Source organism: Okeania sp. SIO2B3 (assembly GCF_010672525.1).
Lineage (GTDB): Bacteria > Cyanobacteriota > Cyanobacteriia > Cyanobacteriales > Microcoleaceae > Okeania.
In genome coordinates, this window is sequence record NZ_JAAHGH010000004.1 from 348532 (window position 1) to 365719 (window position 17188).

Consider the following 17188-nt stretch of genomic DNA (forward strand, 5'->3'; position numbering starts at 1 on the left):
GTGATTAAAAGGCTTTAAAGGAGATGTCTATTAGAAATCTCCAAAAATCAAATAAAAAATAAATTATCGTACATAAATTATCAATTATTTTCCCCTAATCCCTCTTTTTTGGAGATATCTAATTAGGGATTGCTGATTAAATCTAAAAGCATTGACATATAAAGACAAGTGCCTTTTTGAGGTCGAATTGCAGTGCAAATTTTTCAGCTCTTCATGCTCAAAAAGGAGTGTATATTAGACGCATAGTTGGGCAGAAAAATCATTCTTACAATTCTTACTCCTACCTCCTTGCTCCCGAGCCATTTCTCCTGTCTTCCCCTCCTGGGAGGGACCCGCGGGTGGGTTGTCTTCTACCCCTACAAAAAGACTAGTGAAGCGCAAACCCTAATTATAACTTTGAAATGTTTGACTAAAGAGTAGAAACTGCATGATTGAAAACGAAAAAAATAATGAAACAGTCGGTATTACAACAATTGGTTATTATATTCCTTCAGGAGTTATGACTAGCGAAGCGATCGCTAAACTAGCAGATATTCCTCTGTGGGTTTTAACAGAAAAATTAGGCATGGAAAAAAAACCAATTGCTGCTGAAGACGAGCATCCTAGCGATATGGGAATTAAAGCAGCAATATCGGCGATCGAGAAAGCTCAAATTCAACCAGAAAAAATAGATTTAATTGTTTATTGTGGTGGGGGAGATTACGATTACAGATTTTGGTCTCCCGCAGCCAAAATTCAAGCTGCTATTGGTGCTGAAAATGCTCATGCTTTTGAAGTTAGAAATTTTTGCAACGGTGGCAATTTAGGCATTCATATTTGCCGAAATATGCTGCTGGCAAATTCGAGCTTAAATTATGCTTTAGTTGTTTGTAGCGAGAAATTATCCCAGTTGCTTAATTACTCGGATAAAAATATAAGTTTCATGCTTACTTTCTCCGACGGTGCAGCCGCCGCGCTGTTAAAAAAAGGAGAGTCTAGTAACAAAATTCTCTCCTATTATGGCATGACTGATGGGAGATTAGCTGATTTTATTCGAGTACCTTTGGGCGGTACTAAGTTGCCTGTAAAAGGTGAAAATATTGACTTAGAACTTAATTATGTTAAAGTAGAAGAAAGTGAAAAATTAGACAAAATTTTATCGGAAATTTATTTAAAAAACTATAAAAAAGTTATAATAACTGCATTGCAACAAAGTGGTTTTTCTCTAGAAAAAATAGACTTTTTATTTAGTAATCAAATAAAAAAAAGTGTATTTTTATCACTGCTTGAATCTCTGAAATTAAGCGAAAAAAATACATTTATTTCTATGACAGAAAGTGGCCATTTTGGAGGAGCAGATACTTTATTTTGTTTAGCTAAAACTATGGAGTTAGAGAAAATAAAGCCTGGTAATTTAGTGGTTTTAGCCAGTAGCGCTGCAGGGTTTTCTTGGGGAGCAACTGTGATTAAATATTAAACTGTATTGAAGAAGGAAGAAGGAAGAAGAAAGAAGGAAGAAGGAAGAAAAAATGGATGGGGTTAACGAAGTCAGAAGTTAGAAGTTAACCCACCCCTAACCCCTCCGGTGGAGGGGAAGTAGGGGATTTGAGCTTCGCTCAAAAAACCCGATCGCCTTAAAAGGCGGGGTTGCGCGACCCATATTATTTTGATAAGTCATTTCAGTTAATGGTCTTTCCGTAGTATTAAATGCCAGAAGAAATGAAATTATGGCTAATAAAGATACGCGGTTTTTAGTATAAAAATTAACGTGGGAATTCGCAGCAGGAGCAAAGAGTTGCGGGCGAATATATAGATGGTCGCTTTATCAAAAAAATGCTCGACCATACAGAGAAAATGAAACCTTATTTAACCAGTATGAAACTAGATTATGATAGGAAAAAACCTTTGATCGTCAACTAAAAGCAATAACTGATGGCTAATAGCTGAAGGCTGAATGCTTACATCCTTTGCAGATGGCAAAAGAGTCGGGAGTTGATTTGCCAATGATTTGTCTGCTTTATCAACAGTTGAATTTTTTAGATTTTATAAATCAGCTAGATAGTAAGTTTTTGCACATTTAAAAGAAGTCAAAATTCGTTGGTTTTAGGGAGTAGTAATTCAGGAAATTAAGGAACAAAACAAAGAAGGAAAAGAGCTAAATAGATAGCTTCTACCATTATACTTCAATACAGTTCAGTTAAGTAGGGCTTGCTGATTAAATATCAAAGCATTGATAGATCAATACTTTAGTTGTTTTAGGTTAAAAAAAAGTGCCAGCTTTTCGGTTATTTAAGGTCAAAAAGTTAACATTTTGGGCAGACAAAGGCAGAAAAATCTAAAGACAATTCTTACCGATAAATTGTGCTTTAAAGCCTCCCCTTTTAAGGGGATAATAAGCGGTCGTTTGCGGAGCAGTCCGTTAGGATGGGATGGCGAGGTCTCCTCGCCATATCCATGAGACCAAGAGAAGAAAAATTTTCATGATTAGTCAATCCTCTTCTTTTCAAGGAGAGGTAATTATTAATTATTAATTGTTGAATTATACCTCCTCTATAATTATCATTTATCCTGAGTTCTGACTTCTGACTTCTACCTCTACCAAAAGACTTTCCATACGCAAACCCTAATTATTAATTATTAATTATTAATTATTAATTGTTGAAAAGCTTTCCGTTTTCTCGCCTTCTTTTTTTTAATTGAACTATTGAAGAAGCGATCGCTAGACGGCAAACACAACACATAACTTACGGTTTGCCACAATGGCAACAAAGCCCTCAAGGAGCGTAAATTAGAAAGAGTAAAGGAGCAAAATTATAAAAGTTCCTCAAAGTCCAATATTCCCTGATGTTCGGTAAACACGCCTTCATGGAATTGTCTAAATAATCGCAGTATAGATATAAGTAACTTAATCTTAAAGACTGTATAAAAAATGGACAGGCCCTGGACTAAATCCAGAAGGCTCAAATATTAGTCCTTAAGTCAACCTGAAAAACTAGGGTTGACAAAAAGTAAAAAATTTTGTAAAGGTTGGAGCAAAAAAACTCTTATGGCAAAAGTAGTCGGAATTGACTTAGGTACAACAAACTCCTGTGTTGCAGTTATGGAAGGTGGTAAACCCACAGTAATTGCTAATGCAGAAGGTTTCCGTACAACCCCTTCTGTAGTTGCCTACGGTAAAAAAGGAGAACAACTCGTAGGGCAAATCGCCAAACGTCAAGCGGTGATGAACACCCAAAACACCTTTTACTCAGTAAAGCGGTTCATCGGGCGTAGATTTGATGAAGTAACCAATGAAACCACAGAAGTTTCCTATAAAGTACTCAATGTTAATGGTAACGTTAAATTAGATTGCCCAGCATTAGAAAAACAATTTGCCCCTGAAGAAATTTCAGCCCAGGTTTTGCGTAAACTGGTTGACGATGCTAGTAAATATCTTAACGAAACAGTAACACAAGCAGTAATTACCGTACCAGCCTATTTCAACGACTCCCAAAGACAGGCAACCAAAGATGCAGGTAGAATTGCTGGTGTAGAAGTATTGCGGATCATCAACGAACCTACCGCAGCTTCTCTAGCTTATGGGTTAGATAAGAAAAGTAACGAAACTATCTTAGTATTTGACCTTGGTGGTGGTACATTTGACGTTTCCATCCTAGAAGTAGGTGATGGTGTATTTGAAGTATTAGCGACTTCCGGCGATACACACCTTGGTGGTGACGACTTTGATAAGAAAATTGTTGATTTCCTCGCTAAGGAATTTGAAACAGCAGAAGGAATAGACCTACGGAAAGATAAGCAAGCACTGCAACGTTTAACAGAAGCAGCAGAAAAAGCTAAGATTGAACTTTCTAGCGTTACCCAGACAGAGATTAACCTACCATTTATTACCGCTACCCAAGATGGACCTAAGCACTTAGATACCACCTTAACTAGAGGTAAATTTGAAGATCTCTGTGCTGACCTGATCGACCGCTGTCGCATTCCTGTAGAAAACGCAATTAGAGATGCTAAGTTAGATAAAAGCGCCATTGATGAAGTGGTATTAGTTGGTGGTTCTACTCGGATACCCGCAGTCCATGATATAGTCAAGAAAGTCCTCGGCAAAGATCCAAACCAAAGTGTTAACCCTGATGAAGTGGTAGCTGTTGGTGCTGCAATTCAAGCGGGTGTATTAGCGGGTGAAGTTAAAGACATTCTTTTGTTAGACGTTACTCCTCTATCTCTAGGTGTAGAAACCTTGGGAGGCGTAATGACCAAAATTATTCCTCGTAACACAACTATCCCTACCAAAAAATCAGAAGTGTTCTCAACTGCTGTAGATGGTCAGACAAATGTAGAAATTCATGTACTACAGGGAGAGCGGGAAATGTCTAACGACAACAAGAGTTTAGGAACTTTCCGCCTAGATGGTATCCCCGCAGCACCTCGTGGCGTACCTCAAATTGAAGTTACCTTCGATATTGATGCTAATGGTATTCTGAATGTAGCTGCGAAGGATAAAGGTACTGGTAAAGAACAGTCTATCAGTATTACAGGTGCTTCCACTTTACCAGATTCTGAAGTTGATCGGATGGTGAAAGAAGCAGAAGCTAATGCTGCTGCTGACCAAGAGCGTCGTGAAAAAATTGACCGCAAAAACCAAGCAGACTCTTTAGCATATCAAGCTGAGAAGCAAATTCAGGAGTTGGGAGATAAAGTTCCTGAAGCTGATAAAACTAAGATTGAAGGGTTGGTTAAAGATTTGCGTGATGCTGTTTCTCAAGAAGATGACGAGCGTATTCAGTCTCTAACTACTGAGTTGCAACAAGCTCTCTACACTGTTAGCAGCAATATTTATCAACAAGATTCTCCTGATGGAGCAACTCCTCCTCCTCCTCCTAATGGTGATGGTTCTGCTAAATCTTCCTCAAGTTCTGCTAGTGGAGATGATGTAATTGATGCTGACTTTACTGAAACTAAAAGCTAAGTAGTCAGGAGTCAGGAGTCAGGAGTCAGGAGGGAAGAAAGAAGGGTGTTGCTGAATTCAAGTATGAATGCGCGATTGTTTGGTTCTAGTCCACGCCCCCGCGCATCCACCAAAATTGGGGGACTTTTAGAGTTTTATTCCCCCCAGAATTGGGTGGTTAGGGGGGCTTGCATCATACCCAGAATCAGCAACGCCGAAAGAAGAAGTAATCAGGAGTATGCTCCCCCTCTGAATCCGGACATGATATCGTACCTCAAATCAGCAACGCCGTAGTCTTTAAGCATAAAGTGTAAGTTCAGTAGGGTGTGGGTGATGTGACACCCTACTGAACTTACACTTTTATTGAATTTTACTCACATACTTCTAATGGCAAAACCATCTCCCACTGCTCCTGGCGATCGCTCTCAAGCAGCTAAAGTCAGACAATTGCGTAAAATTAGCGATTTACTAGATAATGCTATTCGTGTTCCTGGTACTTCTTATGGCGTTGGTATCGACCCACTTCTGGGATTAATTCCTGGAGGTGGTGATTTTTTAGGAGGACTTATTTCTGTTTATATTGTATTTTCAGCAGCAATGATGGGTTTGCCCAGGGAAACTCTGATGCGAATGTCTTCTAATATTGTATTTGATTCTTTGGCAGGAATTGTGCCTGTTTTTGGAGATTTGTTTGATGTCGCGTGGAAGGCAAATTCTAAAAATATGGATATTTTGGAGGCTCATTTAGAGTCTCCTAAAGTTAGTAAAAGTGCCGATCGCTGGTTTATTTTTTTGCTGTTGGGCGGTTTAACTTTATTTGTTATTGTTATTGCTACTTTGGGGTTTTTAGTTATTAGTTTATTGGTGCAGATTTTACAGTTTATTGTATCAGGTTAGATTGAGAAAAATGGTTCAGAAAATTGCACTTTTTAATCATAAAGGTGGGGTTAGCAAAACAACAACAACATTTAATTTGGGTTGGATGTTAGCATCGAAGGGAAAAAAAGTAATTCTGGTAGATACAGACCCACAATGCAATTTAACAGGTATGGTATTGGGGTTTTCTCGTAAACAAGAATTAGAAGAAATTTACAGTAAAAAACAAGATATCAAATCTGCTTTAGCACCTGCTTTCGAGTCTCAGCCAAGATTAGTAGAAGCGGTTAATTGTATTCCTATTGAACAACAAGATGGTTTATTTCTGTTACCTGGTCATGTGGGATTAGCTGAATATGAGGTAACTCTAGGAATAGCTCAAGAATTAAGTGGTTCTATTCAAACTCTTCAAAACCTTCCCGGTTCAATTTCTTATTTATTTGAAAAGACAGCAGAAAAATTTTATGCCGACTATATTTTAATTGATATGAGTCCTAGTTTAAGTTCAATAAATCAGAACTTACTTATGACTAGCAATTTTTTTATTGTGCCTACTGTTCCTGACTTTTTTTCTATAATGGCAATTGATTCACTAGCTAGAATAATGCCAAAATGGCATATTTGGGCAGAAAAAGCGAGTGACTTAAAAGTTTTGAAAGAAGCTACTTATCCTTTTCCGAAAGTAACACCTCTTTTTCTAGGAACGATTATCCAAAACTATCGAATCAGAAATAAACAACCTTCTGCTAGTTTTCAGGAATGGATAGATAAAATTCAAAAAGCTGTTTTAGATGAATTAGTTCCATCATTAAAAGAACAAAAGATGTTATTTCCAAATGAAGTTTACTCTTCTCAAAATATGAATGACTATTGTTTAACTCAAATGTCTGATTTTAATAGTCTTATTGCCATATCTCAGAACTGTCAAACACCTGTTTTTGCATTGACAAAAGAGCAAATTTCTAATCACGGCTCTAAACCTAAACAAGGAAAAGTTTTAAAAGATACCTTGCAAGCATCTTCTAAATTTAGAGATGCTTTTTCAACTCTAGCTGATCGAATCATTAATCTAAGCTCAAATGCAGTCTGCACTTGACCAATTTCATGTCAGTATTAATCGTGTTAGAGATTTGATAGCTGTTCATAACTCTGTTAAAGCTCAGTCTACCTCTGTTCTGGATCTTTCAGATATATTAAGAGCTGCCTTAGTTCTAGCTGTAAGTGCTTTAGACTATTATATACATGAAGTTGTGATACTAGGAATGCTAGAAATTCATCAAGGTTTGCGTCCTGAACCCCCTGCATTTTCTCGTTTTCAAATTTCTTTAGGTACTGCAAGAGAGGGGTTAAAAAATCCTCCAGATTTTGCATCTTATTTAGAAGATGAAATTCGACAGCGACATAGTTATAAAAGTTTTCAACAACCAGATAGTATAGCAGATGCAATTAGGCTAATTTCAGATAAAAAATTGTGGCAAGAAGTTGGAAATATTATGGGTAGGCCAGACAAAGATATTAAGCAAGAATTAAAAATTATTATTGACCGTCGAAATAAGATTGCTCACGAAGCAGACATAGACCCTACTTTAAGTTTAGGAAATAGATGGGGAATTGACGAAATTCTGGTGGGCGATGCAGTTGACTTTATTGAAGAGGTTGTTGATAGTATTCATTCAATTCTTTGATAATTTTTTTATACTGAAATGTTACCGAATAATTAATAATTAATAATTAAACAATTTGCGTCTTGAAGCCTCCCCTTTTAAGGGGAAAAAAAGCGGTTGAGGGATGGCGAGGTCCCCTCGCCATATCCAATCAACCAAGAGAAGAAATAATGTTTCCTTATATTCAATCAAGAACTGTTTTAACCAGAGGTAATTATCAATTATCCATTATCAATTATCCATTAATGAAGTTCCGATTCCAAATTGAACAAATAACCTTACGTCAATTTCCTCTTCAGGTAAATCGAAAAAAAACTCGGTTTTGAGTGTTTTAGTTATTAGTTTATTGGTACAAATCATACAATTTATTACATCTGGTTATGATTAATATCAAGTAAATTCGCAATTATTTCTTAGGAGTAGAACAACTAAAGTAACCACCCCAATATTGAGGTGGTTATTAACTGCTGTAAAAACGAGATTAGCAAGTGTTATTGGTATTAGCGTTTAACTTAACCTTGCGCTAACTAGACTTTAATTATTACAGACTTATAGATTATAAATCAAGAGGACTATTGGTATAACCCAAAATTTTTCTATTAGACATCTCCAAAAATAAAAAATAAAATCAATTATTATCCATAAATTATCAATTATTCCCCTCCTGGGTGGGGTTAAGGGTGGGTTTCCTGTTGCCTGTTGCCTCTTTATCTGGAGATGTCTAGTTCAAAAGTTTAAAACTCAGACAACGTAAAACTTTTCCTTCTTCCTTCTTCTTTCTTCCTTCTTCCTTCTTCTTCCTTCTTCCTTCTTCTTTCTTTCTTCTTCCTTCTGCTATATCACTTAGTCTGAAAAATATTTTGTACCATTTTCTTATCCGTACTAGCCGCAGCATTATCCAGTTCCGCAACTTCACCAGAATCTAATTCCCAACCCAATGCACCAATATTTTGTTCTGCCTGTGCTAGATTTTTAGCCCCCGGAATAGGAATTGTACCTTTACAAATACACCAGTTAATTGCTACTTGCGACATCGTTTTATTTCTTGACTTTGCCACTGCTTCCAAACATGATAATAAGGGGCGAACTCCCGGTAATATTTGCTTAAACAAAAAACCTCGAATACCTTGAGGAAGAGAACCATTTTCTGAATATTTTCCTGTTAATATTCCCAATGCTAAAGGACTATATGCAATTAATTTAATTCCCAATTCATCGCAGATTTCTTTAACTCCTAATTCTGTAACGGGATAGGTTGATAATAGAGAATATTGAACCTGTAGAGTAGTGATAGGAATATGGCGATCGCGAAATTTTTCATACACTTTCATCAACCGTTTTGGCCCATAGTTCGACAGCCCCACGCCCTTCACCTTGCCTTGTTCGTACAAGTCAGCCAAACCATCTAAAAGTCCCCATTCCTGCCAGGGTAGATAATTTGCTGTAGACCAGTGCATCTGTACCAGATCGACATTTTTTCCAAGGCGTTGGGCCGATGCTTTGCCAGCAGAAATCATTGCTTGGCGACCCCATCGCCAGGGATAAGCAGCAAGTTTTGTCGCAATACAAATACTATCTTGATTTGCACCTGTGTATGCTTGGGAAAACTGCCCCAATAGCATTTCACTACGTCCGTTTAATTTGCCTGTACCGTAGGAGTCGCCTGTATCAAATAAAGTCACACCATTAGCAACACAAAGATTAAAGACATTTTCCAACTCATTATCCATACTTTCATCATATCCCCAGAGGAGGCGGTTGCCCCATGCCCATGTACCACAGCCCATTTTTGGTAGGATAAGTTTTTGTTTAGTTTGCATCCTGACTATTTCTCTATTTTATTTATCTATTATTATTTTCTCACTAATTGAAGGTGGAGCCACTCGTTTTCAAGCTAAAAATACTTTCATAAATGTCTGATATCATGTCCGCTTGAATGCTTATAGAACCCCTGATCGTATCTTCATAAATACGCACGTTTTTTTAGCGAGGAGACAGGAGACAACCCACCCCTAACCCCTCCCAGGAGGGGAAGACAGGAGACAGGAGACAACACATCCCTAGCCCTTCCCCCTCCCAGGAGGGAAAGGTAAGAGGGAAGATGTGGGGAGAAATAATACAAAAAACACTCCTTCAGATGATTTTCGGTCAAAATTGATGCGCGAAAAGACTTGACTACCATAATTATATAGATATCATCAGGGTTCTATACTTTGCTGGAAGAAAGGCAGAGGGCAGCTATGCTGTTTGCGTAGCATGACCTAGGAAAGGGTTTTTTCCAATTGTGACTTAATTCTATACACGCTCCGATGCTACCGGACATGAGATGAGAAATAAAATCAACTTAGGCGAATAAATCTAGTTATATCAAGTCAATTCTTTGTGATATAGAGCAAATTTTCTTATTCTTCCCGTACCGTCACACACCCTACTCGATCTTTTGTTGACAAACAACCTCTTAAAACAAGAAAATAATTAACTACTTTTGTGAATCTATAATACCAAGCGTGAAAAAAGAATGTTACGAATAGTAAGAGCAATAAAAAGACTTCACAGGAGATGTCCCTTTGAAAAAAAAAGATAATTTATGCCATAAAAAATGGTATTAAAGCCATTCCCATATGACTCCTGATTCCTGACTTCCCCTCCTGGGAGGGGCTAGGGGTGGGTTGACTCCTAAGAAATATCCTAGTTATTTGTAGCAAAAATTTATCAAATTGGTATAATATCATGTTCGGATAATCAGCGATCAAAAACTTTATCCCTTCTAACCTTTTCTTCCCTTCTGCCTTCTGCCTTCTCCTCCAAAGTGTAAGTATTCAAGCAAACATGATATAATACGGTTAATTTTCAACTAAAATACAGCCTTTTCTAGGGAGTAAATTTAATTCTAATTCAGTAGATTCTTCTTGCCATAAAAATTCACAACTACCATAAACAATTTTACTAGGTTGAGAATTAAATTGAGTAACAGAAATATTTACTTTTGCTGCTTCTATACCACTATTAATAGCTACAATAATTTCCTCATCTCCTAAAATACGGGCAAATACATAAATATCTCCCTCTGCAAATAAAACCTCATAACTACCAGTACGCAAAGCTGAATATTTATTTCTAATAGCAATTAACTTTTTATGATATTCCAGAACTTGAGTATCCCATTTTTCAGTAGTAGGAAAACCACGACGAGAGTCAGGGTCTAACTTCCCTGGTAAACCTACTTCATCACCATAATAAATACTAGGTGCGCCGGGAAAAGTCATTAACAATAGAGTCGCTAACTCAACACTTGCTTTATCTCCTTGAGCAATACTCAAAACTCTAGCTGTATCGTGACTGTCTAATAAATTGAGTTGAGTTAGTTCAATTTCCCACGGATAAAGTTGCAGCAACTCCTGCATTTTTTGACCATATTCAACAGCAGATATAGCTGGGTAAGCTGAATAGTCACAACCTTTAACTAGGTCAATATCCACGCGATCGCCTGCTGTAAAAGCAATAGTCGGTCCAGTAAACAAATAATTCATTACCCCATCAAACTGAGTACCATCCAACCATTGCACACAGTCACTCCAGACTTCACCCACAATATAAGCTTCTGGGTTAATAGCTTTGACGCGATCGCGAAATTCTTGCCAAAACCCAGGAGTCTTAACTTCAAACGGCACATCCAACCGCCAACCATCAATGCCAAATTCTAACCAATATTCCCCTACTTGCATAATATATTCTTTCACTTCTGGGTTATCGTGATTGAATACAGGTAAAGCACGGTTGCCTATCCATCCTACATAATTAGCAGGTAAACTACCATCGTAAGCAGAAAGAGGCCAGTCTTCAACTTTGAACCAATGTAACCAGGGTGAGTGAGGACCGTTTTCCAAGATATCGTTGAAGAAATAGAGACCCCGACTAGCATGGTTGAAAACTCCATCCAGAACGACTTTAATATTGCGATCGTGGGCAGCATCTATCAATACTCTTAAAGCTTCATTACCTCCTAAAATTGGATCGACTCGATAATAGTCATGGGTATGATAGCGATGGTTACAAGCTGATTGAAAAATAGGGGTGAAATAAATAGCAGTGACACCCAGGTCTTGAATATAGTCAAGTTGTTCGATGACACCCCAGAGGTTTCCTCCTTTGTAACCTTGGGGAGTAGGAGGTTCATCCCAAGGTTCTAGGGTAGAAGGATAATAACCTTTGTCTATTCCTTTTCTGGTTTTGGTGGGTGGTTGACCTTTGGCAAAACGGTCTGGGAATATTTGGTAAAATACGGCGTGTTTTACCCATTCTGGTGTTTGAATTTGCATGAATAAATGTTTTAGTTAGGTTGTTCTACTCAAAGTTATCAGATAGTGAATTTCTTGTAAAATTCTGTAAATATATCTTCTATTTCTGTATTTAAGTTTAGTATAATGAGAGAATTAATTTAGTCTAAGGTTAGATAATTATGACATGGCTAAAATTGACAAAAAAGGCTCTACAATTAAAGGGAGCAAAGAGTAATGAATCAATAGAAGAAGTTAAAGTTGAATCTAATCCAAATAACCCTACAGAAGATTGGATAGAAGAATTTCCGACAAGATGGTTTGAGGGTTCAGATGCACCAAAAACTATGATTATTTCTAATAATGAGTATGAGCCACTGAACATTGAAAATATTAAAAAAGGAGCAATTCAACTTAAGATATTAGAGAAACTCGACCCAAATCTCGACCCAAATAATGATCTCGACGATCAGCAAATATCTGACAAAGTAAAAAAAATATCTGACAAACTAAAAAATTTAAGCCAGAATTCTGGGGTAGATGAATTAATACTGGCTTTTTATAGTACCCAACTTATCAGCAAAAAGAAATTAGAAGAAACATCTACCCAAGAACAACTTCAAAAAATTTGTGATATTTTAGGTTGTGAGATTAATGATTTAAAGGGAAAAGAAGTAGATATACCATTATTTAAGTTTGACATAGATCTTTATATTAAGAAAAAGTATCAAAATGAAGCTGAGTTTATGAAAAAGACAGGCACTTCAGCAGAATTTATAGAGATTCTTAGAACTGAGCATATAGATATATCTTTTAATAATCCTTTCGGTGATTATACATGGACAATTAATATAGAAAAATGGCTACGGAGATTTTTCAATCGGTAGTCCTGTACAAGTAGTGATTTTTGTGGTTAGATTCCTGAGTGTGAAAGGGGTTTACTTTATAGATACAGCGCTTTCTATTGCCCGTGAGGTAAACCTATCGCGGGCAAGATGCCCGCACTAGAAAGCTTTATAATTAATATTTGTACCTCATAACGGGCGGAATCTTCTGTATCACTACATTTACAGGACTATAGCAATCCTAAATAGGTTGGGACAAATCAAAAAGTAGATAAAAAAGTTGAAACTCCTACCTGTTGCCTGTTGCCTAAAAAACAGTAAGATTTTTGCTACGAATAAAATAGGATTGCTATAACTTTTAATTAATTGAAAATACTTCTGAAAGTATCACATGAAAAAGTCTAATTCAAATAATATTCGTAGTATTTATTTTACAAATAATCTGGAAAACAAAGACTTTGTAAATTCACAAGGTGGGCATCAGAGAATCCGTAAAATATTGGTCGTAGGAACTGGAATATTTGGCACTATTTTATCAACTACAATACCTTTACTTTCAGGAATATCGCTGAGTATGATATTTGAAACTCTATCAGATGAATATTACTTTGGTAAAATAGAACTTGGATTAATAATATTAGTACCTTATATTTTTTTCTTATATTTAGCTGCGAATGGCATCAAAATAAATACTTTTATTGTAATTGCTTTCATATTTTGTATTGCAATTGTATTGATTAATGTTATAAAAACATCTAATACAAGAATTGAATTACTAGCATTAATTGGATTGGTTATTGTCATAGCGTACTTAGGAATAATAATGATTGGATCTGCAATAAGTTTTACATCTGTAGCGGGTGAAACTATAAGTGATTTTTTGATTCTAAGTACTACTATTTTGGCAGCTATAGCTGTTACTGGAAAAACTGATGACCCACAACAGGAACAAAAAGAAATAATAATATATATTTCAGAAATTGCCACAATTCTGACAGGTTATATTGTTGCTAGAAAAGCTATCAGAGGTTCCCCACAATTTGCATGGATAAAAAAAATAGCTGTATTTTTATCTGCCACAGGTGGAACTTCTTTTTACGGTGTTGATTTAACAAATGCTTGTTTTGATAATTCACATTTGCCCCATACAGATTTTAGAAAAGCTACATTAACTGGCGCTAGTTTTAAAAATGTTACAGGGTTAGAATTATCTAGACTACAAGATACAATTTTAGAAGACCCCCATGTCAGAAAACTATTAACAAATCCAGAGGATGGCGCTGGCAAAGATTATACTGGAGCAAATCTTAGTGGTGCTAACTTAAAAGGAGCTAATTTAGCAGGAGCTATTCTCATAGGAGCAAAATTAAATGGCGCAGACTTAACAGATGCTAATTTAGAAGGAGCAAATTTATCTAAAGCTCAACTATTAGATGTAGATTTTTCCAGAGCAAATCTAACAGAAACCTGTATAGAAGATTGGAGTATAAATAGTCGTACTTGCTTTAAAAATGTTGATTGTAAAAGAATTTATATAAAACAAGGCAAACACGGTTTTTTAGAACCTAAACCAGACAGTGGAGAATTTCAAGATCGTGAATTTGAAAAATGGATAGATGAACTTCAAGAAACTGTAGATGTACTTTTACACGATTTTGATTTTGGCGGTTGGCAAGCTCTAGGTACTGCTCTAGATAAAACAGCAAATAAATATCAAGGAATCAATAAAAGTCGCTGGAAAATAGAACAAAAAGATAAGAATGTGGTCCTCGCACAAATCGGCGTTTCACCAACCGCAGACAAACCAGCAATTCATCAGAGCATTACAAATAATTATTATAATGAATTATCCATTCAAGGTAATAAAGCTAATATACTATTAAACCCTTCAGAAAAGGTAGAAATTATGGACAACAAAAATGAAAATCCCACAGTAAGTGGAGATTTAGTGAGTGGAGATAAAACCACATCTGGAGATGTTCATCTAAGCGATGTTAAGCTCACAAATTCTGGAAGTATGGCATTAGTAAACCTCAACGGTCAAATTAACAATACAATCCAACAACTCCAGGATATTAAAACAGAAAAAGGCGAAGATTTAGCAACTATTTTAACTGCCTTGCAAGAATCAATTAATGGCGACTCTGTACTATCAGAAGCTCAAAAAAAGGAAGCTCTTGAAGCTGTAGAAACCATAGCAGAAGAAGGCAAAAAAACATCAGGGGAGCGCGTGCGAAAACTTTGTTCCATGGCTTTGAATGCTCTCAAAGGTCTAACAGCAGCAGTGACAGACACTAGCAAACTAGCAACAACTCTCAAAACTTACCTGCCAACTCTCACTGCACTTCTGGGTTTATAAAAAAAATTAGTTTTTAGTGGTGCGAAGGTTAAATTGAAAAAGGACAATAATTAGCGATCGCCTACTCATAACCAAAATTTAACCTAACCATATCTACAACATAACACCACGAAAATACCTTAGAACATTTAAAAATGCTCCAACTCAGTCAGGGATAACTTCTAACTTCTAACTTCTAACTTCTAACTTCTGACTTCTGACTTCTCCTACTATCTACCCCCTTGCCAATGATCCCCTGCCGTTGGACACTGATAATGACAATGTTGTTGGCAATGAGGTTCAACCGTGAAAAACGTACTAAGTATAATTCTAGGCGGTGGCGCAGGTACCCGTCTCTATCCATTAACAAAACTGCGGGCCAAACCAGCAGTACCCCTAGCTGGGAAATATCGGTTGATAGATATTCCCATCAGTAACTGCATCAACTCAGACATCGAGAAAATCTATGTTCTGACCCAATTCAACTCAGCTTCTCTAAACCGTCATATTACTCGTGCCTATAACTTCCCTGGTTTCAGTGAAGGTTTTGTCGAAGTTCTCGCAGCTCAACAAACTAAAGATAATCCAGAGTGGTTCCAAGGAACAGCAGATGCTGTCCGTAAATATATATGGTTGTTCAAAGAGTGGGATATTGATTATTTTTTAATTCTCTCTGGAGACCATCTCTACCGCATGGACTATCGGGAGTTTGTCCAACGTCATATTGAAACAAAGGCAGATGTTACTCTTTCTGTTTTACCCATTGATGAAGCAAGGGCGTCTGATTTTGGTTTAATGAAAATTGATGACTCTGGTCGGATTATTGAGTTTAGCGAAAAACCTAAAGGGGACGATCTAAAAATTATGGCAGTCGATACTTCTGTATTAGGAGTTAGTCCAGAAGTCGCTAAAGAACAACCCTACATTGCATCAATGGGGATTTATGTTTTTAATAAACAAGTTCTAATTGACCTCCTAGATAAATCTCCAGACCATACAGATTTTGGTAAAGAAATTTTGCCTAGTTCGGCCAAAGATTATAATCTTCAAGCTTATCCATTTGAAGGTTATTGGGAAGATATTGGGACGATTAGGTCATTCTATGAAGCTAATTTGGCTTTGACCCAACAGCCTCAACCACCCTTTAGCTTTTATGATGAAAAAGCTCCTATTTATACACGTTCCCGGTATTTACCACCAAGTAAACTTTTAGACTGCCAGATTACAGAGTCAATTGTTGGAGAAGGTTGTATTCTTAAGCAATGCCGAATTGACCATTGTGTTTTAGGATTGCGATCGCGAGTTGAAGCTGGTTGTACAATTGAAGACTCTCTTCTAATGGGTGCAGATTACTACGAACCTTTTGCAGAACGAAAATCTGGCCTACAAAAGGGTATTGTCCCATTGGGTATCGGTGCTGAAACTACTGTTCGTGGGGCGATCATCGATAAGAATGCCCGCATTGGTCGCAATGTCCAGATTATTAATAAAGATCGTATAGAGGAAGCTCAACGTGAGGAAGATGGATTTATCATTCGTAGCGGTATTGTTGTTGTCTTGAAGAATGCCATTATCCCAGATGGCACAGTAATCTAGTAAGTGTTTGAGTTTTAGTTGTTAGTTGGTTAGCGGTTATTAGTAAATGCTGCTAACCACAAAATACTAATTGCTAATTTATGACCAGACTAATTATTCTTATTGGACTTCCAGCTAGTGGCAAATCCACTTTAGCCAGGAAAATAGTTACTAGATATCCTCAGTGTCAATTAATTTCTACTGATGCTATCCGTGCTCAGTTATTTGGTGATGAAGCAATTCAAGGACCTTGGCTCCAAGTATGGCAACAAGTACAGCAAAAATTTTACCAAGCTGTACGCCAAACATCTCTGGCCATATATGACGCTACAAATGTCCAACGTAGGCAACGACGACAAGTAATTGACTTGGCAAAGGAAAGTGGATTTACCCATCTAACTGGTTTATGGCTTGACAAATCATTAGAATTATGCTTAATAAGAAATCGGCAACGACAGCGTCAAGTTCCTGAAGAAGTAATCATGAAAATGTATCGGCAGTTAACAGATGCTCCTCCAAGTTGTGAAGAAGGATTAGATATAGTGAAACGAATTACTAAATTAAGGTAGGGGTTGAAAATTATTGTTATCGCAAAGTATAAAACACAAGATAAGAGATTTTTTCGCACCTTATTATACAATATTACACAATTAAGGTTTATAGCCTCTACCCATCGAAAAAAGGAAAAT

The 17188-nt window shown here is 36.8% G+C and carries 12 protein-coding genes; 9 read left to right on the plus strand and 3 right to left on the minus strand.

Annotated features, from left to right (window positions below; genetic code table 11):
• Window positions 1–427 precede the first annotated feature (427 nt).
• The 5 genes from F6K15_RS05540 to F6K15_RS05560 all read left to right on the plus strand — a co-directional run bounded on the left by F6K15_RS05540 (window position 428) and on the right by F6K15_RS05560 (window position 7485).
• Window positions 428–1456, plus strand: a complete 1029-nt coding sequence (locus F6K15_RS05540) for a 3-oxoacyl-[acyl-carrier-protein] synthase III C-terminal domain-containing protein (RefSeq protein WP_293058077.1) — start codon at window positions 428–430, stop codon at window positions 1454–1456.
• 1569 nt (window positions 1457–3025) lie between these two features.
• Window positions 3026–4945 (plus strand): molecular chaperone DnaK, encoded by a 1920-nt coding sequence (dnaK, locus tag F6K15_RS05545; RefSeq protein WP_293058080.1) that lies wholly within the window; start codon window positions 3026–3028, stop codon window positions 4943–4945.
• A 366-nt stretch (window positions 4946–5311) separates the two neighbouring features.
• Window positions 5312–5821, plus strand: a complete 510-nt coding sequence (locus tag F6K15_RS05550; protein WP_293058083.1) for a DUF4112 domain-containing protein — start codon at window positions 5312–5314, stop codon at window positions 5819–5821.
• A 10-nt stretch (window positions 5822–5831) separates the two neighbouring features.
• Complete coding sequence (locus F6K15_RS05555) at window positions 5832–6896, plus strand: ParA family protein (protein WP_293058086.1); 1065 nt, start codon at window positions 5832–5834, stop codon at window positions 6894–6896.
• Window positions 6880–7485, plus strand: a complete 606-nt coding sequence (locus F6K15_RS05560) for a HEPN domain-containing protein (protein WP_293058089.1) — start codon at window positions 6880–6882, stop codon at window positions 7483–7485. Before F6K15_RS05555 ends, F6K15_RS05560 begins: the two co-directional genes overlap by 17 nt.
• Before the next feature lie 700 nt (window positions 7486–8185).
• On the opposite strand, the gene F6K15_RS05565 is transcribed toward F6K15_RS05560, so the two are convergent.
• The 3 genes from F6K15_RS05565 to F6K15_RS05575 form a co-directional block, all read right to left on the minus strand.
• Entirely contained in the window at window positions 8186–8359 is a 174-nt protein-coding gene (locus F6K15_RS05565) for a hypothetical protein (protein WP_293058091.1), read from the minus strand.
• A complete protein-coding gene (locus tag F6K15_RS05570) occupies window positions 8304–9284 on the minus strand; it encodes an aldo/keto reductase (RefSeq protein ID WP_293058094.1) in 981 nt (326 codons plus the stop codon). The genes F6K15_RS05565 and F6K15_RS05570 overlap by 56 nt, the downstream gene beginning before the upstream one ends.
• A gap of 1023 nt (window positions 9285–10307) precedes the next feature.
• Complete coding sequence (locus F6K15_RS05575; protein WP_293058097.1) at window positions 10308–11783, minus strand: glycoside hydrolase family 13 protein; 1476 nt, start codon at window positions 11781–11783, stop codon at window positions 10308–10310.
• A 140-nt stretch (window positions 11784–11923) separates the two neighbouring features.
• Here F6K15_RS05575 and F6K15_RS05580 point away from each other — a divergent pair, with 140 nt between their 5' ends.
• The 4 genes from F6K15_RS05580 (at window position 11924) to F6K15_RS05595 (ending at window position 17068) form a co-directional block, all read left to right on the plus strand.
• Window positions 11924–12628 (plus strand): hypothetical protein, encoded by a 705-nt coding sequence (locus tag F6K15_RS05580; protein ID WP_293058100.1) that lies wholly within the window; start codon window positions 11924–11926, stop codon window positions 12626–12628.
• Between the two features lie 349 nt (window positions 12629–12977).
• On the plus strand, window positions 12978–14945 hold the full coding sequence (locus F6K15_RS05585) for a pentapeptide repeat-containing protein (RefSeq protein WP_293058103.1): 1968 nt from the start codon (window positions 12978–12980) through the stop codon (window positions 14943–14945).
• A 285-nt stretch (window positions 14946–15230) separates the two neighbouring features.
• Window positions 15231–16520: a glucose-1-phosphate adenylyltransferase gene (locus F6K15_RS05590; protein ID WP_293058106.1), complete on the plus strand. Its 1290-nt coding sequence runs from the start codon at window positions 15231–15233 to the stop codon at window positions 16518–16520.
• A gap of 80 nt (window positions 16521–16600) precedes the next feature.
• Window positions 16601–17068 carry an AAA family ATPase gene (locus tag F6K15_RS05595; protein WP_293058109.1) on the plus strand — a complete coding sequence of 156 codons (468 nt, stop codon included), beginning with the start codon at window positions 16601–16603 and terminating at the stop codon, window positions 17066–17068.
• Window positions 17069–17188: the final 120 nt, after the last annotated feature.